The sequence below is a fragment of the Streptacidiphilus sp. EB129 genome, assembly GCF_041262645.1.
Taxonomy (GTDB): domain Bacteria; phylum Actinomycetota; class Actinomycetes; order Streptomycetales; family Streptomycetaceae; genus Streptacidiphilus.
Map to the genome: position 1 here is coordinate 331,468 of NZ_JBGCCS010000003.1, position 21,368 is coordinate 352,835.

17 protein-coding genes are annotated in these 21,368 nt (G+C 73.2%); 7 read left to right on the plus strand and 10 right to left on the minus strand.

Features of this window, described 5'->3' with window-relative positions:
* Window positions 1–85: 85 nt before the first annotated feature.
* Entirely contained in the window at window positions 86–2,134 is a 2,049-nt protein-coding gene (locus tag ABH925_RS06065) for an AAA family ATPase (RefSeq protein ID WP_370145975.1), read from the minus strand.
* A 531-nt stretch (window positions 2,135–2,665) separates the two neighbouring features.
* A complete protein-coding gene (locus ABH925_RS06070) occupies window positions 2,666–3,286 on the minus strand; it encodes a uridine kinase (RefSeq protein ID WP_370145862.1) in 621 nt (206 codons plus the stop codon).
* A 193-nt stretch (window positions 3,287–3,479) separates the two neighbouring features.
* Here ABH925_RS06070 and ABH925_RS06075 point away from each other — a divergent pair, with 193 nt between their 5' ends.
* On the plus strand, window positions 3,480–4,649 hold the full coding sequence (locus tag ABH925_RS06075; RefSeq protein ID WP_370145864.1) for an acyl-CoA dehydrogenase family protein: 1,170 nt from the start codon (window positions 3,480–3,482) through the stop codon (window positions 4,647–4,649).
* 53 nt (window positions 4,650–4,702) lie between these two features.
* Here ABH925_RS06075 and ABH925_RS06080 read toward each other — a convergent pair whose 3' ends face one another.
* Window positions 4,703–5,092, minus strand: a complete 390-nt coding sequence (locus ABH925_RS06080) for a hypothetical protein (protein ID WP_370145866.1) — start codon at window positions 5,090–5,092, stop codon at window positions 4,703–4,705.
* A gap of 334 nt (window positions 5,093–5,426) precedes the next feature.
* On the opposite strand from ABH925_RS06080, the gene ABH925_RS06085 reads away from it, so the two are divergent.
* The 5 genes from ABH925_RS06085 (at window position 5,427) to ABH925_RS06105 (ending at window position 11,636) form a co-directional block, all read left to right on the plus strand.
* Window positions 5,427–5,870 (plus strand): Lrp/AsnC family transcriptional regulator, encoded by a 444-nt coding sequence (locus ABH925_RS06085; protein ID WP_370145868.1) that lies wholly within the window; start codon window positions 5,427–5,429, stop codon window positions 5,868–5,870.
* 29 nt (window positions 5,871–5,899) lie between these two features.
* The gene (locus ABH925_RS06090; protein ID WP_370145870.1) at window positions 5,900–7,570 is read left to right on the plus strand and encodes an amidohydrolase; all 1,671 of its coding nucleotides are present in this window, start codon (window positions 5,900–5,902) and stop codon (window positions 7,568–7,570) included.
* 694 nt (window positions 7,571–8,264) lie between these two features.
* Entirely contained in the window at window positions 8,265–10,028 is a 1,764-nt protein-coding gene (gene lnt / locus ABH925_RS06095; protein ID WP_370145872.1) for an apolipoprotein N-acyltransferase, read from the plus strand.
* A gap of 121 nt (window positions 10,029–10,149) precedes the next feature.
* The gene (locus ABH925_RS06100; RefSeq protein ID WP_370145875.1) at window positions 10,150–10,935 is read left to right on the plus strand and encodes a polyprenol monophosphomannose synthase; all 786 of its coding nucleotides are present in this window, start codon (window positions 10,150–10,152) and stop codon (window positions 10,933–10,935) included.
* A 137-nt stretch (window positions 10,936–11,072) separates the two neighbouring features.
* Window positions 11,073–11,636, plus strand: a complete 564-nt coding sequence (locus tag ABH925_RS06105; RefSeq protein ID WP_370145878.1) for an FxsA family protein — start codon at window positions 11,073–11,075, stop codon at window positions 11,634–11,636.
* A 156-nt stretch (window positions 11,637–11,792) separates the two neighbouring features.
* Here ABH925_RS06105 and ABH925_RS06110 read toward each other — a convergent pair whose 3' ends face one another.
* The 6 genes from ABH925_RS06110 to ABH925_RS06135 all read right to left on the minus strand — a co-directional run bounded on the left by ABH925_RS06110 (window position 11,793) and on the right by ABH925_RS06135 (window position 18,578).
* On the minus strand, window positions 11,793–12,167 hold the full coding sequence (locus ABH925_RS06110) for an RNA polymerase-binding protein RbpA (protein ID WP_370145880.1): 375 nt from the start codon (window positions 12,165–12,167) through the stop codon (window positions 11,793–11,795).
* 315 nt (window positions 12,168–12,482) lie between these two features.
* A complete protein-coding gene (locus tag ABH925_RS06115) occupies window positions 12,483–13,913 on the minus strand; it encodes an MFS transporter (RefSeq protein WP_370145883.1) in 1,431 nt (476 codons plus the stop codon).
* A gap of 48 nt (window positions 13,914–13,961) precedes the next feature.
* Window positions 13,962–14,765, minus strand: a complete 804-nt coding sequence (locus ABH925_RS06120) for a glycerophosphodiester phosphodiesterase (RefSeq protein ID WP_370145886.1) — start codon at window positions 14,763–14,765, stop codon at window positions 13,962–13,964.
* Between the two features lie 167 nt (window positions 14,766–14,932).
* The gene (locus ABH925_RS06125) at window positions 14,933–16,480 is read right to left on the minus strand and encodes an amino acid permease (RefSeq protein ID WP_370145888.1); all 1,548 of its coding nucleotides are present in this window, start codon (window positions 16,478–16,480) and stop codon (window positions 14,933–14,935) included.
* A 221-nt stretch (window positions 16,481–16,701) separates the two neighbouring features.
* Entirely contained in the window at window positions 16,702–18,288 is a 1,587-nt protein-coding gene (locus ABH925_RS06130) for a hypothetical protein (RefSeq protein ID WP_370145890.1), read from the minus strand.
* A gap of 95 nt (window positions 18,289–18,383) precedes the next feature.
* Window positions 18,384–18,578, minus strand: coding sequence for a hypothetical protein (locus ABH925_RS06135; protein ID WP_370145892.1), 195 nt, complete (start codon window positions 18,576–18,578; stop codon window positions 18,384–18,386).
* Window positions 18,579–18,861: 283 nt separating this feature from the next.
* On the opposite strand from ABH925_RS06135, the gene ABH925_RS06140 reads away from it, so the two are divergent.
* Window positions 18,862–19,254, plus strand: a complete 393-nt coding sequence (locus ABH925_RS06140) for an ankyrin repeat domain-containing protein (RefSeq protein ID WP_370145894.1) — start codon at window positions 18,862–18,864, stop codon at window positions 19,252–19,254.
* A 7-nt stretch (window positions 19,255–19,261) separates the two neighbouring features.
* On the opposite strand, the gene ABH925_RS06145 is transcribed toward ABH925_RS06140, so the two are convergent.
* On the minus strand, window positions 19,262–21,358 hold the full coding sequence (locus ABH925_RS06145; protein WP_370145896.1) for a SpoIIE family protein phosphatase: 2,097 nt from the start codon (window positions 21,356–21,358) through the stop codon (window positions 19,262–19,264).
* Between the last annotated feature and the right edge of the window lie 10 nt (window positions 21,359–21,368).

The window sequence follows — 21,368 nt, forward strand, 5'->3', positions numbered from 1 at the left end:
GCGACCAGCCCTCTACGGAGGTGCATGGTTGGCAGCGCAGTTCCCCGCGCCCCCAGGTAGTAGGTGGTACCTCGCGTGCCGGAGGCTACCCGCGGCCGTCGATGAGTTCGCCGTAGGCCTGGAGGACGTCGGGGAGCCGCAGCGTGGCCAGGTCCACGCGCGTCGGTGGCTCGGCCGGGACCGAGAGCCGCAGATCCCGGTACGCGCAGGACTTCTCGTACAGGGTCCGCATGAAGCGCCCGTTGCCGAGCTCGTCGATCCAGCCCTCGCGGACCACGTGGGCGCAGATGCTGCGCAGTTCCTCCAGCGCCTCGTCGTCCCAGAAGTCGCCGTCCGCGGCGGCCAGGGCCTGGCCGATGGAGGTGAGTTCGGCGGGGCGGTAGCTGGGGAAGTCGACCCGGCTGGTGAAGCGCGAGTTCAGCCCGGGGTTCGCGGCCAGCAGCCGGTTCATCCCCTCCGGGTAGCCGGCCAGGATCACCACCAGCCGGTCGCGGTTGTCCTCGGCCCGCTTGAGCAGCACCTGCAGCGCCTCGTCGCCGTAGGCGTCGCCCTTGGTGTACCCGGTGTTGGCGAGGCTGTAGGCCTCGTCGATGAAGAGCACCCCGTCCAGGGCCGAGTCGATCAGCTCGTTGGCCTTCACCGCGGTCTGGCCGAGGAACTCCCCGACCAGGTCCGCGCGTCCGGCCTCGACCAGGTGGTCGCCGGAGAGCAGGCCCAGCGCGTAGAAGACCCGGCCGAGTATCCGGGCCACCGTGGTCTTGCCGGTACCGGAGGGCCCGGAGAAGACGAAGTGCCGCTTCGGCGGCTGGACCGGAAGCCCCTGGTCGGCCCGGAGCTGGGCCATCCGCAGCTGCGCGGACAGCGCCAGCACCTGGCGCTTGACCGGCTCCATCCCCACCATCCGGTCCAGCTCGGCCAGCGCGGCGGCCAGCCGCGGCCGGTCCGGCTGCGCGGCGGTGCCCGGCGGCGGCGCGCCACGGTCGCGGGCGGCGTCCTCCCGGCCGGTCCGGCCGCTGGTCAGCGGGTCGCCGCCGGCCGGGCCTGCGTCGAGGGGGCCGCCGGCCGGGGAAGCGCCCGGGTCGGCCTCGGCGCCGGACCCGGACTGCCCCGGACGGTCGGGCTGCTCCGCGGGCTCCGGATACTCGACCAGGTCGGGCAGCCCGGGCAGGTCCGCGAGCTCCGGCAGTTCGCTCAACTCCGGTGGTTCCGGGGGGTACGGGCCCTCGCCGCCGGGGTCGGTGAAGTTCTCGAAGCCGTCGAACCCGGCTCCGTCGTACCCCGTGCCGTCGAATCCGGACGCGTCGAATCCCGCCGCCTCGAAGCCCGTGGCGTCCATCCCGCCGGCGACGAAGCCCCCGCCGCCGCTGGCGTGCCGGGGGCGGCGTACCGCCGGCGAGGCGGGGGCCTCCAGCAGCGCCGGGTCGACGCCGTCCTCCGCGGTGATCGCGGCCAGCCGGGCCGCCGTGTCCATGAAGCCGGGGTCCACCCGGTACACCGCCCGGTACAGCGACAGTGCCGCCGCGCTGCGCCCGCCGCCCTCGTAGGCCCGGGCCAGCCAGTAGCGCAGTTCCTTGCGCTGCGGCTGCTCCGAGCGGCACCGGGCCAGTGACCCGGCCAGCGGGTACTCGGCCTGGCCGCACATGTCCAGGCGCACCCGGGCCATGCCGCCGAAGAGGCCGGCCTCGATCCCCAGCAGCGGATCGTCGAGCAGCCCATCGGTGTCCCGGATCAGCTGTTCCCAGTCCTTGAGCAGGTAGGACCGGCAGGCGTGCAGAAAGCGCACCGACGGGTCCTGCTCGGGGGCCGGGCAGTCGCCCAGGGCCCGCTCCAGCTCGGCGAGATGACGTCCGTCCAGCCAGTGCGAGGCATGGGCCAGGGCGAGGTCCCGCTCGTCCTCCAGCACCGGCTGCACCCACCAGCCGAGCCAGTACCAGGAGCTCAGCGGTCTGCGGTGGCGGCGGCGCTGCTCGCCGAAGCGGTCCCGGTGCCGCCGCATGGCCAGCAGGGCCACCGCGGTCTCGGAGCGCAGCGCATGCAGCCCCAGCCAGGCGTCGGCCATCCCCGGGTCGATCCGGACGGCGGCGCGGAACTCCTCCTCGGCGCGGGCGTAGGCGCCCGCGGTGTACGCGTCCATGGCCCGCAGCCAGGCCCGGTCGGCCAGGCTGCGCGAGCGCCTTTCGTCCGTGTCCTGGTCCTCTGTGTCCACCGGTCAGTCCCCCTGCTGTGCGCGGCTGTGCCTGCCACGGAGCGCCGGCCCCCCGGATGACCCTGTGACCGGGCCCCCACGGAGCCTTGACGGTCCGTCGGGTTGGGCGAGTCACTGGCATGCTCTGCTGGCATCGTACCGGTGGTGTGCTGATCCGGAAGAGTGCGGCGCACGCGGTCACCGCGCGGACGGCAGGGCCACTGCGCGGACGACAAGTCGCCGGCGGGGCCGGTCGGAACCCCTGGGACAACAGTGATCACATGGAGTCACCGATATCGGGGCCGGACGGTCGAACGACGTGCCGGCCACGGGGGAACGGCCGGCACGTCGTACGGAAAACGTAGTTGCAGTCGAGGCGGCAGGTCAAGGGAGTCTGACCGGTTGTCCGGCCTGATCAGGCCGGCCCGGCCGTCGTCTAGATTGGCTCGCGGACAACGTATCCGCTGCCGTCTTCGCTGATTACCCACAGTGAGCGGACAGTTGGTATCCGTGCGAACCGTCGGCCCGGATCCCCGCTGCGGTGTCGACGAACAGATCGGCGAAGGGCCGGCTGGGGTCGGCGGCGAAGTGCGCGGCCTCGGCCCGCACCCAGCCGCGCCAGAACTCCGCCTGCGCCGGGCCGTCCCGGGCCTCGCCCCGGGCGCGGGCGACCGCGGCGGGGAGGTCCAGCCACAGCAGCCCGGACAGCCGGGGCCGGAGCGCGCGGCGTCCCGCGCCGACTCCCTCGACCAGCACCACCGGGGCGGGCGGGATCTCGCGCACGCCCAGGAAGCGGCGGGCCTCCCAGTCGTAGACCCGGTGCCGGGCGGTCTCGCCGCGGGCGAGCGGTCGCAGCACCTCGTCGTTCAGCCGTTCGGACCAGTCGAACAGTTGCTCATGGGTGGCCAGGTCGTCGAGATGGATCACCGGCGCGCCGCCCAGGGCCGCGCCCAGGGCCTCGGCAAAGGTGGTCTTGCCCGACCCGGCATGGCCGTCGACGGCCACCAGGCGCACCGGCCCGCAGCGCGGGGGCAGCCCGAGCAGCTCCGCGGCGATGGCGCTGAGCTGGGCTTCCGTGCTCGGAATGGGGGATGCTGGCATGGCCTGCCCAGCTTAGGCCCTACCCGGGGTGCCGCTCCGGTGACGTCGGGCCCGGGATGGGGCATACTCACCTGGCCACGTCGGTTAGCGACCGTTCACCGAGACCCGGTGCCGGGCGGCCGCAGGTGGCCGGGACGGCGTCCGAGACCCGGAGACGCCGACCGCCGCGACACACAGGAGGCGTGAGCCCGCTATGAGCCGCTCGTCCAAGCCGACGGACCGTCAACTGCCGTCCGAGGAGGCAGCCGAACTTCTGGCGCTGACCCGTGACCTGGCCGACCGTGAGCTGCGCCCCAGTGCGGCCGAGGAGGAGGAGGCCGGCCGCTTCCCGCGCGAGACCATGCGCGTGCTCGGCCGGGCCGGCCTGCTCGGGCTGCCGTACGGGGAGCAGTACGGCGGCGGTGACCAGCCCTACGAGGTCTACCTGCAGGTCGTGGAGGAGCTCGCCGCCGCGCGGCTCACCGTCGGCCTCGGCGTCAGCGTGCACACGCTGTCCTGCCACGCGCTGGCGACCTTCGGCACCGAGGAGCAGAAGCGGCAGTGGCTGCCGGAGATGCTCGGCGGCGAGCAACTGGGCGCGTACTGCCTGTCCGAGGCACAGTCCGGCTCCGACGCGGCCGCGCTGCGCACGCGCGCAGAGCGCGACGCGGACGGCTCCGGCTACACCGTGAACGGCACCAAGGCCTGGATCACCCACGGCGGCCAGGCCGACTTCTACAGCTCCGTGGTCCGTACCGGCGACGACGGCTCGCGCGGCATCAGCGTGCTGCTGGTGCCGGGCGACACGCCGGGCGTGGCCGCCGACGCCCCCGAGCGCAAGATGGGCCTCAAGGGCTCGCCGACCGCGCAGATCCGGTTCGAGGACGCGCGGGTCTCCGCCGACCGCCTGATCGGCGAGGAGGGCCAGGGCTTCTCCATAGCGCTGTCCGCCCTCGACTCCGGCCGGCTCGGCATCGCCGCCTGCGCCGTCGGCGTCGCCCGCGCGGCGCTGGACTACGCGGTGGAGTACGCCAGGACCCGGACCCAGTTCGGCAAGCCGATCGCCGAGTTCCAGGGACTGTCGTTCATGCTCGCGGACATGGCCACGGCGGTCGAGGCGGGCCGGGCGCTGTACCTGTCCGCGGCCCGCCGCCGGGACGCCGGACTCGCCTTCGGCACCGAGGCCGCCATGGCCAAGCTGTTCTGCACGGACGCCGCGATGAAGGTCACCACCGACGCGGTGCAGGTCCTCGGCGGCTACGGCTACACCGCCGACCACCCGGTGGAGCGGTACATGCGCGAGGCCAAGGTGCTGCAGATCGTCGAGGGCACCAACCAGATCCAGCGGATGGTGATCGGCCGTCAGCTGACCCGCGGGCTCTGACCCGCGGATTCTGACCTGCGGGATCTCACCTGCGGGTTCTGACCGACGGCGGGTCAGCGCTGCCGCTGTGCCGGGATCCGGACCCGCACCGGGCTGGACCCCGGGCCGCCGACGTGGGAGAAGGGCTGGCGCCGCCAGTCCAGCTCCGGCGGCAGCGCCAGCAGGGCCTCCAGCGAGGGCTCCGGGTCGAAGTCGGGCTGGTCCTCCAGCTCGTCGGCCTCGTCCACCGGGCGGCCGGAACCGGCGCAGACCGCGGGGGAGAAGGGGTGCCAGGCCGTCGGCAGGGTCGCGTGCTTGGGGAACCGCTCCTCGTCGCCGAGCAGGGCGATCGGACGGTCGCACTCGGGGCAGCGCAGGCGAAGGATGTCCCAGGTCTCGCCGTCGCCCGGGTCGACCCCCGGCAGCGGCTCGACGGCAGGTGTCAGCTCATGGGTGGCAGACATGTGATCCCCCTCGATGAAGGACGGCGACGGCTCTGGCAGTGGCAGAAGGCCGATCGCCGCAGTGGTGCAAAAAGAGTGGTGCAAACGTGTGGTGCGCAAGCGTGGTGCAGGGAAGAGGTGGTGCGTCCTCACCTGCGCCGCGCAGTGGACCGGCACGTGCCGCAGGAGGATTCACTGCCAGGACTTCCCGGCGCCGACGTCGGATAATCCTGAGACGGGCCGCGGTAAGCGGAAGCAGCTGTGGTGTTCGTCACAGTGCACCGGCATATGCCGCGGCGCGCCCCCGGCGTGCGCCTGGCGCGCCCGGCGCGCCGGTCGGATAGCCTGACCCGTCGTGGAAGAACTGGACCGACAGATCGTGCAACTGCTCGTCGCCGACGGGCGGATGAGCTACACCGACCTGGGCAGGGCCACGGGTCTGTCGACCTCGGCCGTGCACCAGCGGGTACGCCGCCTGGAACAGCGCGGGGTGATCCGCGGCTACGCCGCGATCGTCGACCCCGACGCGGTGTCGTTGCCCCTGACGGCGTTCATCTCGGTCAAACCGTTCGACCCCAGTTCGCCGGACGACACGCCCGATCGCCTGGCCGGGATCGAGGAGATCGAGGCCTGCCACAGCGTCGCCGGGGACGAGAACTACATCCTCAAGGTCCGGGTGGCCGGCCCCGGCGATCTGGAGCACCTGCTGGCCCGGGTCCGCACTGCGGCCGGCGTGTCCACCCGGACCACGGTCGTGCTCAGCACCCCCTACGAGGCACGCCCGCCCCGGCTCAAGTAGCGGCCGCTGACCGGGGCAGACTGTCCCTCATGAGCGCATACCTCCCCGCCCCCGGCGAGCCCGCCCCCCGCACCGTGCTGCTGCGCGGCGGCGACGTCTACAGCCCCGCCGACCCCTTCGCCACGGCGCTGCTGGTCCAGGACGGGACGGTCGCCTGGGTCGGCGAGGAGGGCGCGGCCGACAGCTACGCCAGGGACGCGGACCTGGTGGTCGACCTGCACGGGGCGCTGGTGACCCCCGCCTTCGTGGACGCCCATGTGCACGCCACCTCCACCGGCCTGGCCCTGACCGGGCTCGACCTCACCGGCTGCCCGAGCCTGGCCGAGGCGCTGCGCCGGATCGCCGACTTCGTCCGGCGGCAGCCGGAGGCCGACCGGCGCGACGGCGTGCTGATGGGCCACGGCTGGGACGAGACCGGCTGGCCCGAGGGCCGCCCGCCGACCCTGGCCGAACTGGACGCCGCCTGCGCCGGTGCGGCGCTCTACCTCTCGCGCACCGACGTCCACTCCGGCCTGGCCTCCACCGCACTGCGCGCCCTCGCCGACGCCGCCGGGCCCGCGGTGGCCACCCGCCCCGGCGGCTCGGCGGACGGTCCGCTCACCCGCGACGCCCACCACGCGGTACGCCGCACCGCTCTCGCCCGGCAGACCGTGCAGCAGCGCGAGCAGGCCCAGCGGGCGACGCTGCGCCGCGCCGCCGAGCTGGGCATCGGCGCGCTGCACGAGTGCGCGGGACCTGACATCTCCTCGGAGCAGGACCTCACCGCGCTGCTGGCACTGGCCGCGGCCGGCGAGGGTCCGGAGGTCTTCGGCTACTGGGGCGAGCTGGGCGCCGTCGACACCGCGCGCCGCCTGGGCGCGGTCGGCGCGGGCGGGGACCTGTTCGTGGACGGCGCGGTCGGCTCGCGCACCGCCTGCCTGCACGCCCCCTACAGTGACGGCCCGGCCGACGCGCTCGGCGCCGACTACCTGACCGCGGCGCTGATCGCCGACCACGTCACCGCCTGCACCGAGGCAGGCCTGCAGGCGGGCTTCCACGCCATCGGCGACGCCGCGCTCGCCGCCGTGGTCTCCGGCGCCCGGACCGCCGCCGGCCGGGTGGGTCTGGACCGGGTCCGCGCGCTGCGGCACCGGGTTGAGCACGCCGAGCTGCTGGACGCCGCCACCGTGGCCGCCTTCTCCGACCTGGGACTCACCGCCTCGGTCCAGCCCGCCTTCGACGCCGCCTGGGGCGGCCCGGACGGGATGTACGTGGCCCGCCTCGGCGCGGAGCGGGCCCGGGCGATGAACCCGTTCGCGGCGATGCTGCGCGCGGGCGTGCCGCTGGCCTTCGGCTCGGACGCCCCGGTCACCCCGCTCGACCCCTGGGGCACGGTCCGGGCCGCCGCCTTCCACCGCACCGCCGAGCACCGGATCTCGGTACGGGCCGCGTTCACCGCGCACACCCGCGGCGGCTGGCGGGCGATCGGCCGCGACGACGCGGGCGTGCTGGTGCCGGGCGCCCCCGCGTCCTACGCGGTCTGGTCCGCGAGCGAACTGGTGGTCCAGGCCCCGGACGAGCGGGTCGCCAACTGGTCCACCGACCCCCGCTCGGGCGTCCCCGGCCTGCCCGACCTCACCCCCGGCGGCGCCGACCCCCGCTGCCTGGCCACCGTCGTCAACGGCCGCACGGTCCACCTGGCCGACCCGGATGCCCACTGACCCGGCCTGCGACCGACCCGGCCTGCGACTGACCCGGCCTGCGACTGACCCGGCCTGCGACCGACCCGGCCTGCGACCGACCCGGCCGCCACGGGACCGGGCCGGGGGACCTGCTCCGTCCGGGTGGTCGCCGGTGTCCGGATACCGCCGAACGATGGGTGTCCCGGCCGCCCGGCCGACCTCGCTGATAACGCACTGACCTGGAGTTTCTCGCCGAACCGGCAGGTCGGAGTGCGGTTGACAGCGGCCCGGCGCGGGCGAGTAGTTTCGGCTCCGTCCACCTTCCGGATTCCTCCGCAGGACCGACCGACCGGAACACCTCCACGCAAAACCCGGGACCACGACTGGGCCATCGAGCGGCGTCCTCCGGGAGCGCCGACAGGCAGCCAGGTCCAGTGGCTCCAGCCCGGGGAGCGCGGGCGCCGGCAGGCCAACCGGGTCCGGTCGGCAGGTTGGACCCGGGCACGGCCCGGACGCTCAGTAGACAACGGCTCTCGGTCGATCCGCAGCCAGCGGGTCCCAGGTCGGACCGAAGAGCGTTCGGGCCGCGTCGCGTCCCTCGTCGCACCTCAGCGCCCGGGTGATCCACCCCTGGCTCCCCGGTGTCACCTTCAGGCGGTACCGTCGTCGCACGCCGTACACCGCGTGGCGCGGCGCTGAAACGTACCCCCAAATGTGAGTGAGTGTGGCGAACGTGGCCGTGCCCGTCGACCCGTCGACCGCCCCGACCAGCGGACCTGTCGCCGACCAGGCCGCCGCCGAGGCCGTCGTCGACGTGCCCGCGACCGTGCCCTCGCGCTGGTCCCGGATCCGCCGGACGGTCCGCGCCGGCCTGCCCAGAACCGGTCTCGCGGTCGTCTGCGGGCTGCTGTTCGCGCTCTCCTTCCCCTCCTACGGGGTGTGGCCGCTGTCGCTGGTCGCGGTGGCCGGCGTCAGCCTGCTCACCTACCGTCGCAGCGCCCGCGAGGCGGCCTGGACCGGTTTCGCCTTCGCCGCGCCGTTCCTGTTGTGGCTGCTGGTGTGGCTCAATGTGATCGGCGTCGACGCCTGGGTGCTGCTGTCACTCTTCGAAGCCCTGTTCGTCGCGGCGATGGCGGCGGGCCTCGCGACGGTGTCCCGGCTGCCCGGCTGGCCGCTGTGGACCGCCTGCCTGTGGGTGGCCCAGGAGTGGGCCAGGGACCGGGTGCCGCTCGGCGGTTTCCCGTGGGGACGGCTGGCCTTCGCCAACACCTCCTCGCCGTTCACCCCGCTGGCCGCGCTGGGCGGCGCGGCGCTGGTGAGCTTCGCGGTCGCGCTGGGCGGGGCGCTGCTGGCGGCGGCGGTGGTTCAGGTCGTCGAGCACCGGACGGCACGGCGCCGGGCGCTGGAGCGGGTCGAGCCGGAGCCTGCCGGGCCTGCCGGGTCGGAGCAGGCCGAGGCCCGGCGCGAAGCGGTCGCGCTCGCCGGGTCGGGGCGGTGGCGGATCCGGGCGGCGGCCTCGGTGGCGCTGGCCGCGGTGGTGGGCCTGGTGGGCTTCGCCGTACCGATACCGACCGCGGGCACCACCGCGGGTGGTCCCGCCTCGGTCGAGGTCGCGCTGATCCAGGGCAACGTCCCGCACGCCGGGATGGACTTCCTGGGCCGTCCGATGCAGGTGCTGCAGAACCACGTCCAGGCCACCCTGAAGCTGGCGCAGGACATCGCCGCAGGCCGGGCGGCCAAGCCGGACCTGGTGATCTGGCCGGAGAACTCCTCCGACGTCAACCCGTACACCACCCCCGAGGCCTACGCCGCGATCCAGGGCGCGGTCGACACCATCGGCGTGCCGGTCCTGGTCGGCGCGCTGGTGGACGGGCCGGACGCGCAGCACGTCCAGAACGAGGGCATCGTCTGGATGCCGTCGAGCAGTGCGGCCCCGGGGCCGGGCGCCCACTACACCAAGCAGCACCCGGTCCCCTTCGGCGAGTACGTCCCGTTCCGATCGGTCCTCTCGAAGTACATCACCCGTCTCCAGCGGGTTGCGCGTGACTTCGCCCCCGGGAAGCAGACCGGTATTCTGCAGCTCGGTCCGGCCCGCATCGGTGACGTGATCTGTTTCGAGGTCGCGTACGACGGAATCGTGCGCGACGCGGTCACTCAGGGGGGGCGCGTGCTGGTGGTGCAGACGAACAACGCGACCTACGAGCACTCGGACCAGCCCGACCAGCAGTTCGCGATGTCCCGGCTGCGCGCCGTCGAGCACGGCCGGAGCGTCCTGATCGCGGCCACCAGCGGCATCAGCGCGGTGATCGCCCCGGACGGCAGTGTCACCACGCGCAGTCAGCTCGCCACCGCCGCCGAGCTGGAAGCCCGGGTCCCGCTGCGCGACCCGCTGACCGTCGCCGACCGGGTCGGCGCGGCGCCGGAGTGGTTCCTCTCCGTCGTCGGCCTGCTGGCCTGCGGTGCCGCGGTAGTGATCGCCAGGCGGCGCCGGGTGTGACCACGACCTCGACAAGCCTGACCGACCCCGATCGACCTGACCACATCGACCTTTGACCGCGCGGCGTGCCGACTCGCGCCACGTCCAGTTCCAGAGACGAAGCACAAGAAGGGGCCCGTCAGTGACGGACAGCACCGCTGAGGCGAACGAGACTTTCGGCGACCTGGGCAAGATCCTCGTGATCATCCCCACCTACAACGAGATCGAGAACATCCCGCTGATCACGGCGCGGGTCAGGGCAGCGGTGCCCGAGGCGCACATCCTGATCGCGGACGACAACAGCCCGGACGGCACCGGTCAGGTCGCCGACGGACTCGCCGCCGAGGACCCCAACCTGCAGGTGCTGCACCGCAAGGGCAAGGAGGGGCTGGGCGCCGCCTACCTGGCCGGTTTCCGCTGGGGCATCGACCGGGGCTACGACGTCCTCTGCGAGATGGACGCGGACGGCTCGCACCAGCCCGAGCAGCTGCCCCGCCTGCTGACCGCGCTGCGCGACGCGGACCTGGCGCTCGGCTCCCGCTGGGTGCCCGGCGGCAAGGTGGTCAACTGGCCCAAGACCCGTGAGTTCATCTCGCGCGGGGGCAGCCTCTACTCGCGGGTGATGCTGCGGATGCCGCTGCGCGACATCACCGGCGGCTACCGCGCCTTCCGCAAGCAGACCCTGCTCGGTCTGGGCATGAGCGATGTCGCCTCGCAGGGCTACTGCTTCCAGGTCGACCTGGCCTGGCGCGCGGTGCGGGCCGGCTTCCGGGTCGTCGAGGTGCCGATCACCTTCGTCGAGCGCGAGCTCGGTGCCAGCAAGATGAGCCGCAACATCCTCGTCGAGGCGCTGTTCCGGGTCACCGGCTGGGGCATCAGCAGCCGGCTCGGCCGGATCCCGGACCCGGTCCCGGACCGCGAGGCCTGACCGCCCGGCCTGACCGCCCGGCCCGACCGCCCGGCCCGACCGCCCGGCGGCCGGAACACCGGTCCCACCTCGTGCGTTGGCTTCATCAGGGGCGTGACGGCGTGCGCTGTGATGTGGTGGAGGAGATGGGCGAGTCAGTGAGCCAGGTACATGTCGACGGCGGAACGGGCCGTCCCCGGCCGCGGGGTCTGCGGCGGTTCCTGCCGCTGCTCGCGGCGGGCTGGGTGCTGCTGGAGCTGTGGCTGCTGCTGACGGTCGCCGGCCTGATCGGCTGGCTCGCGACACTGGGCCTGCTGGTCGGCTCGGTCGCGCTCGGCGGCTGGGTGATCAAGCGGGCCGGACTGCGCGCGCTGCGCTCCACCGCCGCCGGGATGCGCGGCGATCCGCTGACCACGGAGGCCGGTACGGCGGTGACCATCGTCGGCGGAGTGCTGCTGATCGTCCCCGGGCTGCTCTCCGACGTGCTGGGCCTGGCCTGCCTGTTCCCGCCGACCGCGGCGCTGCTGCGGCGCGTCCCGGTGCGGCTGCTGAGCCGCAGCGGCGGCCCGCTGGGGGACGCCTACCGGCTGCAGGAACAGTTGCGGATCCACCGGCCCGACGGCCAGGTGATCGTCGGCGAGGTGGTCGACCCGCAGCCCAAGCCGGGCACCCCCGACGACCCGTACGGCTACGGCGGCCGGGACCCCCTCACCAAGGGCTAGTCCCGAGGTGAACCGAGCCTGAAACAAGCGCGCCCTGAGTCGAACGCGCCCTGAAACGCACAGGTTCTGCGCAGCACACGGCAGGGCCCGGGACACAGCGCTTGGCGGTTGCGCTGTAACCCGGGCCCTGCCGTGCCGCCCCTGGGTTGCCGGACCCTAGGCGGACTTGCGATTGTCACGGGGATGGACGGCGATGTTCATGCCGCCGGACCGCAGCACTGCGAGCCGCTCGGCGAGCACCTCCTCCAGCTCCTCACGGGTACGCCGCTCCATCAGCATGTCCCAATGCGTACGGGCGGGCTTCGCCTTCTTTTCCTCCGGCTCGTCGCCGTCGAGCAGTAGTGCCTCGCTGCCGCAGAAGCGGCACTCCCACGCGGTCGGGATCTCGGCCTCTACGGAGAACGGCACCTCGAAGCGGTGTCCGTTCTGACATGCGTACTCGACGGTCTGGCGCGGGGCCAGATCGATGCCGCGGTCGGTCTCGTAGCTGGTGGCCCCGAGTCGCGTGCCGCGGAGAGCTCGCTCACTCATGAATCGTGCCTCCCGGGCTTATGGCCCACAGGACTGGATGTCGCTGTCTTCGTCGGTTGGTGCAACGTGCGGCAACCGTCGAAGATTCCCGGGTGGGAGAAGCGTCTTCCGTCGTGCCGCCCCTGTTTGTACCCATCGCTGCCCGATTTGTCACATCTGGCCACCGATGTCACCCTCAGTTGCCAATTTTTTGCGCGCCGTGACGGTGTTGCTCTGCGCCGAGCGGCGTACACTCTGCGACCTTGTGACGACCCGGCGACCTCGTGACGGCGTGCTTCACGACTCCGCGCCGCGCCGGCGGCCGTCAGGGCGGGATCAGAGCCGCTCGGGGACCGGGTTGCCGACCGCCTCGATCGCGCGCCGGATCGGGACCCGGAGCAGCATCAGGAAGCCGATCACGAAGAACACCAGCAGCGAGATGATCGCCGAGCGGTAGCTCCCGGTCAGCTGGTAGGCCAGCCCGAACACCAGCGGGCCCATCCAGCTGGTGCCCCGATCGCTGATCTTGTAGAGGCTGAAGTACTCGGCCTCGCGTCCGGCCGGGATCAGATGCGAGAAGATCGACCGGGACAGCGCCTGGCTGCCGCCGAGCACCAGACCGATCATGCAGGCCAGGGCGAAGAACCAGATCGGCTGCCGGGCCGGCATCAGGTAGCCGAGGGCCAGCGTGACCACCCAGCCGACCAGCGAGCCCAGCACGGTCCGCTTGGCGCCGTAGCGGCGCGCCAGCCGCCCCAGGGACAGCGCCCCCGCGATCGCCACCACCTGCACCACCAGGATCGCCGTGACCAGGGTGCTCTGGCTCATGTGCAGTTCCTCGCTGCCGAAGATCGAGGCCTGCGAGACGACGGTCTGGATGCCGTCGTTGTAGCAGAGGAACGCGGCGAGGAAGAGCAGTGTCAGCGGGTAGCGCCGCATCCCGCGCAGGGTGCCCAGCAGCTCGCGCAGGGTCCCGCCGGCATGCTCCGCGCGGACCGGGTCGGCGGAGCCGTCCGCAGCGGTGGGTTCGGCAGCGGAGCCGGCGACGGCGGAGCCGGGGCGGCGCGCGGCGGCGCCGTCGGCGGGCCGGCGCGGCAGCCGCAGCATCGGCGCCAGGGTGAACAGTGCCCACCAGGCGCCGGCCGAGGCCAGACAGAGGCGTACCGCGGTGCCGGAGGACAGGCCCAGCGCGGCGTGGCCCTCGAACAGGGCCAGGTTGACCACCAGCAGCAGCCCGCCGCCCGCGTAGCCGAAGGCCCAGCCCTTGGAGGAGACGGCGTCGCGTTCGTCCGGGCCGGCCAGGCCGGGCAGGAAGGAGTTGGCCAGCGCGGCCGAGGTGGCGTAGCAGATGTTGGCCAGCATCAGCAGCCCGCCGCCGAACAGGTAGTGGCTGCCGCGCAGGAAGAACATCCCCAGGGTGGCGGCCGCGCCGAGGTAGGCGAAGCAGCCCAGCAGCCGCCGGTGCCGGCCGGTGCGGTCCGCCACCGTCCCGGCGACGAGCATCACCGCGACCGACAGCAGCACCGAGGCGGACACCGTGTACGGGTAGAACGACCCGGCCCGTACGGCGAGCCCGAACGGGTGCACGTCGCCGTGGGCGTCGGCGGCCGACTTGGCGATGTCGGTGAGGTACGGGCCGAGGAAGACGGTCAGCACGGTGGCCGAGAAGGCGGCGTTGGCCCAGTCGTTGAGGTACCAGCCGAGCTGCTGGCGGCGGAGCTGCGGCGGGGGCGCCACCTCGGCGGTGGCGGGCGGGTCGGTGATCACGTGGCTTTTCTTCTCCCCCGGTGCCGGGGTCCGTGGGCCGTGGGGGGCTCAGGACCAGGCGCCGCGCTCGATCAGGGCATCGCGCAGGACGTCGATGCGATCCGTCATGATGCCATCCACTCCGAGGTCGAGGAGTGCGTGGATCTCTGTTGGCGTGTCCACGGTCCACACGTGCACCTGCAGGCCGAGCCGGTGCGCGGTGGTCAGGAAGGCGCGGTCCACCAGCGGCAGCCCGGTGCCGGGCACCAGCACCGGAACCGCGACGGAGACCGCGCCGCGGCGCGCGGCGAGGCCGAGGAGCCGGTCCACCGGCACCGGTCCGGCCAGCGAGCGCAGCCGCAGGCCCAGGATGCCGCGCGGGCCCAGCGAGGTGGCCAGCCGGGGGCCGGCCGCGGCCCGGACGGCGGCGAGCCGGCGGTCCGAGAAGGAGGCGACGCAGACCCGGTCCCAGGCGTTCGCCCGGCGGATCGCGTCGGCCAGCGGACGCACCGCGCCCGGCGCCTTGACGTCGATGCTGAAGCGGGTGTCCGGGAAGGCGTGCAGCAGTTCCTCCATGCGCGGGATCGGCTCGCGCCCGGCGATCCGGGCCGCGGCGACGGTGCGCCAGGGGAGCGCGGCGACGGCGCCGGCGCCGTCGGTGACGCGGTCCAGCCGGGTGTCGTGGAACGCGACCAGGACGCCGTCGGCGGTGGCGTGCACGTCCGTCTCCAGGTAGCGGTAGCCGAGCCGGACCGCGCGTTCGAAGGCCGGCAGGGAGTTCTCCGGGCCGCCGAGGGTGCCGCCACGATGGGCGAAGGCCAGCGGGCCGGGGTGGTCCAGGAAGGGGTGGCGCGGAAGGCGTCGGCTGTTCACCGCAGCAGTATGCCCGCCGGACCGGGTTCGGTCCGAGGGGGCGGGGGGCTCTGCCTGCGGTGATGCGGGCAGAGCCCCCTGGCGGGGAGCCGGTGGCGCGGCGAGCCGGGTCCGACCGAACCGGCTCGGAGGGCCCGGTTCGGAGGCTCGGCTTGTACCGAACCGGGTCAGATCGCGCCGAGGTCGCGTTCGACGGCGGCCAGCTCTGCCGCGGTGCCCTGGACCTTGGGCCCGGTGAACCACTTGCGGGCGGAGATCGCCCACCAGCCTCCGGCGAAGCCCATCACCGCGACCACGGCGATCGGGGCGTAGTTGAAGGTCGACGCCGTCACCGGGCTGACCTGCGGCAGCATGAACAGCACGGTGATCACCACCACCCAGCCCACCGCCAGCACTCCGACCACCTGGCTCCACCGGCCCAGGTGCCACGGCCCGCGCTGGAACGCGCTGCCCTGACGGAGCCTCAGGAAGGTGGGTATCACATAGGCGATGTAGAGGCCGATGACCGCGATCGAGGTGACCGCGGCGTAGGCGGTGGCGTTCCACAGGTACGGCAGGCCGAGCAGGAAGGCGCCCGCGGCGGCCAGCCAGACCGCGTTGGTGGGGGTGCGGGTACGGCCGTTGATGCGGTGCCAGAGGGCCGAGCCCGGCAGCGCGCCGTCCCGCGAGAAGGCGTAGATCATGCGGGAGTTGGCGGTGACCGAGCTCATGCCGCAGAACAGCTGGGCGCCGATCACGATCACCAGCAGCAGTTTGCCGCCGGTGGCGCCGACCGCGTCGATGAAGATCTGCGCGGGCGGGACGCCGGTGGAGCTGCCGAGCTCGCCGCTGTAGTTCTGGATGGCGAAGGTGATGCCGATCAGCAGCACCCAGCCGGCCAGCAGCGAGACCACGATCGACATCACGATGCCGCGCGGGCCGGAGCGGGCCGCGTCGTGGGTCTCCTCGGTCATGTGCGCCGAGGCGTCGTAGCCGGTGAAGGTGTACTGGGCGAGCAGCAGGCCCAGGGCGGCGACGTAGACGGTGCTGTGCCAGCCGGTGGTGTTGGCGAAGTGGGTGAAGACGAAGGACGCCGACTCGTGGTGCGAGGGCACGATCGCCAGCGCGCCGACGATCACCAGCACCCCGAGTACGTGCCACCACACGCTGACGCTGTTCAGCAGCGACACCAGCCGCACGCCGAAGGTGTTCAGCGCTCCGTGCAGCACCAGCACCAGGCCGAAGATCAGCACGGTGTGGCCGGGCGTGGCCTTGAACCAGCCCTGCAGGTCCAGCAGCGCGTTCAGGAACTGCGCGGCGCCGAAGTCGACGCCGGCGGTGACCGCGACCTGGCCGATGAAGTTGAACCAGCCGGTGGTCCAGGACCAGAACGGGCCGTGGCTGGGGGCGAGCTTGGCGGCCCAGTAGTAGAGACCGCCGGCGGTCGGGAAGCTGGAGCAGACCTCGGCCATGGCCAGGCCGACCAGCAGGGTCATCAGGCCCACCACCGGCCAGCCCCAGACGATCAGGGCTGGTCCGCCGGTGGTCATGCCGTAGCCGTAGAGGGTCAGGCAGCCGGAGAGGATGGAGATGATCGTGAAGGAGACCGCGAAGTTGGAGAACCCCGACATGGTGCGGGAGAGCTCCTGGGCGTAGCCGAGTTCGTGCAGGCGCTGTTCGTCGGCGGACAGCGCGGGCGCGTCGGTGGGTGCGGGGGCAGGGGTATCCGAGGGCATGTGCACCTCTCGCTGGGTGCGGACGGCTGTGATCAGTGGGGGGCACAGCTAATGGTCTGAGAACAGTCCATTGGCGCACTATTGAGCCCGCAACCGCCGGGTACGTCAAGAGCCCTCGGCAAATTGCCGAGGGCTCTTGGATGGTGACGGATGATCAGTTCCCGTGCCGATCAGGTTTCGACTGATCCGCGGGCTGGGAAGCAGGCTGACCGGCCAGCCGGCTACTGCAGGCGCAGCACCGTGGGCAGGGGCTGCTGGATCTCGCCGGTGCGCTCCTCCGGGCTCTCCGGCGGCAGCATGACCGGCTCCGGGCCGGCCGGGGCCTCGGTGCGGCTGTCGCCGTGGGGGAGCAGGGCGATCACCGCGTTCCGCTGGTCGGCCGGGGTCTCCTCGTCCAGCGGGTCGGGGGTGGCCGGGACCTGGACCCGGACCGGCGGCTGGACGCCGAGCCGGGCGTAGCCGCGGCCGGGCGGGGTGTGGCTGGACGGGGTGATGTCCAGCGGCGCTCCCAGCGCCTCCGGGGCCAGGTCGGGGTCCAGCTGGCCGAGCACCAGCCGGGCCCGGGTGGCGGTCCGCACGGTGGGCTTGATCCGGTCCAGGGCGTCCAGGTGGTCCGCCACCACGACGGTGACGTGCGCGGTGCGGCCGTGCCGCAACGGCACCTCCAGCAGGTCCTGCGGGTCCGGCTTGCCCTCCGCGTGGGCCAGCTCGCTGAGCTCGGCCGGGTGGTCCAGCAGCAGCCACAGCGGCCGGGTGGTGTCCTGGGGCGGGGCGCCGCCGGTGCGCTTGGCCAGGTTGTGCGCGTCCAGGCGGCGCTGGGTCTCGTGGGTCACCCACTCCAGCACCGCGAGCGAGCCGTGCAGGCTGGTCTCCACCGTGTGCACGCCGGGCCGTCCGACCAGGCAGGCGTGCTCGCCGGTGCCGGCCCCGTCGATCACCACCACGTCGGAGTACGGCAGCACCTGCAGCGCCAGCGAGCGCAGCAGCGTCGAGGTGCCCTGGCCGTGGGTGCCCAGCGCCAGCAGGTGCGGCTCGCCGGAGCGCGGGCCGGTCCGCCAGACCACCGGGGGCTGATGGGTGGTGCCGGAGCCCTGGCGCACCGGGATCATCCGGTTGGTGCTGGTGGTGTCCGTGAAGCCGAGCACCACCTCGCCCTGGGCGGTGACGAAGGGCTGGGCGGTGATGTCGGTGGGCAGCGGGGCCAGCGCGGCGACGCGCAGGTGGTTGGTCTCCTCGTCCCAGCTGAACCGGTACTCGCGGCTGCGCCCCGCCTTGCTGTGGATGACGTGCTCGATCCGGGCCCTGGCGTGCGGCTCGGTGTCGGTGAAGTAGGCGGGGTAGCGCAGTTCGAGGGCGGTGAGCCGGCCCTCCGCGTCGAAGTCCCAGCTGCCGAAGGCGTCCTTGAAGTCCCCGCCGTGGGCGTAGAGCGGGGACGGATCGGACTCGTGCACCAGGTAGGGCGTCAGCGCGGTGTAGATCGCGGCGAGCTTCAGCTGGCTGGTGTCCGGGGCCGGTTCGGCGGCGGGGGCGCGGTCGCGCCCGGCCCAGGCGGCGCTGCCCATCAGCACCAGCAGGGCCAGCAGCGGCCCGTACGGCAGCAGCGCCACGGCGGCGAGGACGGCCACCGCGAGCAGGACGGCGGGGCCGCGGCGGTCCTTGGGCAGACCGTTCCACCACTTCACGGTCCACCGGCCGTGGGCGCGAAGGCCGCGACCGATGGTGAGCAGCGGACCGAACATGTCGGTGGCGTGGTCGCCGGCGGTACGTGCGAACTCGCGCCCGCGGGCGAGATGCTCGGTGAGGGTCATCAGGGGCTCGGTTCTCGGTTCTGGGCCCGGGCGTGGTCCGGGGTCGGAGGGCTTCGGCTGGGGACGGGGACCGCGGGGTCGACGGACCCGGTGGTTCAGAACTTGATGCCGCCGAGGAGGCTGGCCAGACTCGCGCCGCCGGCCTTGATGCTGGGGGCGATGGCGGTGCCGGCCAGGTAGAAGCCGAAGAGCGAGCAGACCAGGGCGTGCGAGATCTTCATGCCGTCCTTGCGGAAGAACAGGAACGCGATGGTGCCGAGCAGGACGACTCCGGAGATGGAGAGGATCACGGGAAGCTCCTCGGGACGGAGGATTACAGAATGTCCCTATATGGTGACAAAAAGTAATAGGAGATGGATAGGCGCAAATGGGTGGTCTTTCGGAGAGGGGTAACCATCCCTGCGAGTGATCGTTCTCCACCGTCCGGCCGCTGCGCCGATGGCGCACCGCACGTTCGCCCGGACGGGTGTCCCGCCGTTTGCCCGTGCCGGAGGACGCACGGGGCGAGGAGGCGGCAGAATGGCCTCGCTCGTACGACCGTGCGAGCGCCCTGCGCGGTTGAGGAGCGGTGTGATGAGCGAGCCGGTGGATCCCGAGGTCGTGGAGCTCGCGGGAAAGGTCTTCGACGCCGCCCGTGCCGGGGACGCGCCCGCACTGGCCGCCTACGTCGACGCCGGCGCCCCGGCCGACCTGACCAACGACCGGGGCGACACCCTCGTCATGCTGGCCGCGTACCACGGCCACGCCGACGCGGTGCGGACCCTGCTGGAGCGCGGCGCGGACGCCAACCGCGCCAACGACCGGGGGCAGACCCCGCTGGCCGGAGCGGTCTTCAAGGGCGCGGACGCGGTCGTCGAGGTGCTGCTGGCCGGCGGCGCCGACCCGCACGCGGGCCAGCCCTCGGCGGCGGCGACGGCGGAGATGTTCGGCCGCACCGCCCTGGTGGAGCTGTTCGGCTCGTACTGAGCGGGCCTCAGCCGGGGAGGAAGAACTCGCACCAGACCGACTTGCCGGCGCCCTGCGGGTCCACCCCCCAGCGGTCGGCGAGGGAGTCGACCAGGAGCAGGCCCCGCCCGGAGGTCGCGGTCTCGCCCGGGGTCCGGCGGCGCGGCCACTCGCTGGAGCAGTCCCTGATCTCCAGCCGGACCCGCCGGGGCGCTCCGGTGAGCAGCTCGATGGTCATCTGCGCCCCGCCGTCGGTGTGCACCAGCGCGTTGGTGATCAGCTCGTCCGCCGCCAGCTCGATGTCCGAGCTGCTGACCGCGCCCCAGGTGGCCAGTGCCTGGCGGAGCGTCATCCGCGCCTCCACCAGGCCCTCCGGGTCGGCCTGGTGGACGTGCTGCACCGCGCGCAACGGCCTGGGCCCGCCGGGGTCCGCGGAGCGCCGCAGCAGCAGGAGCGCCATGTCGTCGCCGGTGCCGGGGGCGCCGGGCGCCTCGTGGCTCAGACGGTCGGCGAGGTCCTCGATCCCGGGCGGGCCGGCGCTCAGGGCGTCCGCGAGGGACTGCAGCCCGTGCGTGATGTCCTGGCCGGGGCGCTCGACCAGGCCGTCGGTGCACATCAGCAGGGTGTCGTCGGGGCTGAGGTCGAGCAGGGTCTCCGGGAAGTCGTCCTGGTGGAACACGGTGGCCACGCCCAGCGGCAGCCCGCCGCGCACCGAGGGCCAGGTGATCCGGCCGCTGCCGTCCCTGACCAGCGGTTCCAGATGCCCCGCGCGGGTCAGCCGGAGCAGCCCGGTGCCCAGGTCGGCCTCGGCGTAGATGCAGGTCGCCGAGCGCTCGGTGTCGAGGTCTGCCAGGAAGCGGGAGGCGCGGGACATCACCGTGGAGGGGCTGTGACCCTCGGCGGCGTAGGCGCGCAGCGCGATCCGCAGCTGGCCCATGATCGCGGCGGCGTGGCTGTCATGGCCCTCGACGTCACCGATCACCACCGCGACCTTCCCGCGCGGCAGCGGGACCACGTCGTACCAGTCGCCGCCCACCTCCCGGCCGCTGCGCCCGGCACGGTAGCGGACCGCGACCTCGCCGCCGTTGATCAGCGGGGTGCGCCGGGGCAGCATCGTCGTCTGCAGCGTGGTGGCGAACTCCCGCTCCTGGTCGAACAGCATGGCTCGCTGCAGTGACTGGGCCACCGCGCTGCTGAGCGCGATGCAGATGTTGCGGTCCTCGGTGCTGAACCGGCGCGGGTCGCGGAAGTACAGGCCGATCGCGCCCAAGGTCCTGGCCTGGGCGGTCAGCGGCAGGAAGGCGCCGGCGCTGATGCCCATCTGCTCCGCGTACGGGCGCAGCCGCGGGTAGCGGGTGCAGAGCAGGGCCCGGTTGCCGACGAAGCGGGGCCGCCCGGTCCGTACCGCCTCGGGCAGCGGCAGCCGGTCCTGCAGGCCGCTGAGGGTGAGGTCGTCCAGCGAGCGCAGCTCCGGCGACGGCGTCTCGGTCACCGCGACCAGGCGCATCACGCCGCCGTCGACCAGGCCGAGGGCCAGCCCGTCCGCGCCGAAACGGCGCAGTCCCTCGCTGTCGGTGAGCACGCTGATCACGTCCGCGACGGTGATCGCCTGGGACAGCGCCTCGGTGGTGGCGCGGACCGAATCGGTCTGCCGCCGCCGGTCGGCGGTCAGCAGTCGCATCCCCTCGGCGTGCGCGAGTTCCTCGTCGGCGTTGCGGACGATGCCGACGATCCGGTACGGGCGGCCGTTGCCGTCGCGGAGGATGCGGCCCTGGGTGTGGGCCCAGCGCGGCAGGCCGGTGCGCGGGACCACCCGGAAGTAGGCGGCGAAGCTGAGCTGCCGGGTCTGCAGCGCCGAGGAGACGATCACGTCCAGCCGGGCCGCGTCGTCCGCCGGGACCCGGGCGGCCAGGGAGACCGGCCGCCCGTCGAACTCCTCCGCGCGCAGGTCGAAGACCTCCAGGCCGACCTCGTCGAGGAGGTAGGTGCCGGCTTCGAGGTCCCAGTCGAAGCTGCCCATGCCGTTCAGGGCGAGCCGGTCCTGGGCGTCCATGGTGTCGGCCAGCGCGACGGACCTGGTCCGTGGGTCGTAGTAGCCGGCGTCGGCAGCCTGATCGTTCGCCATCGAGGAGCTC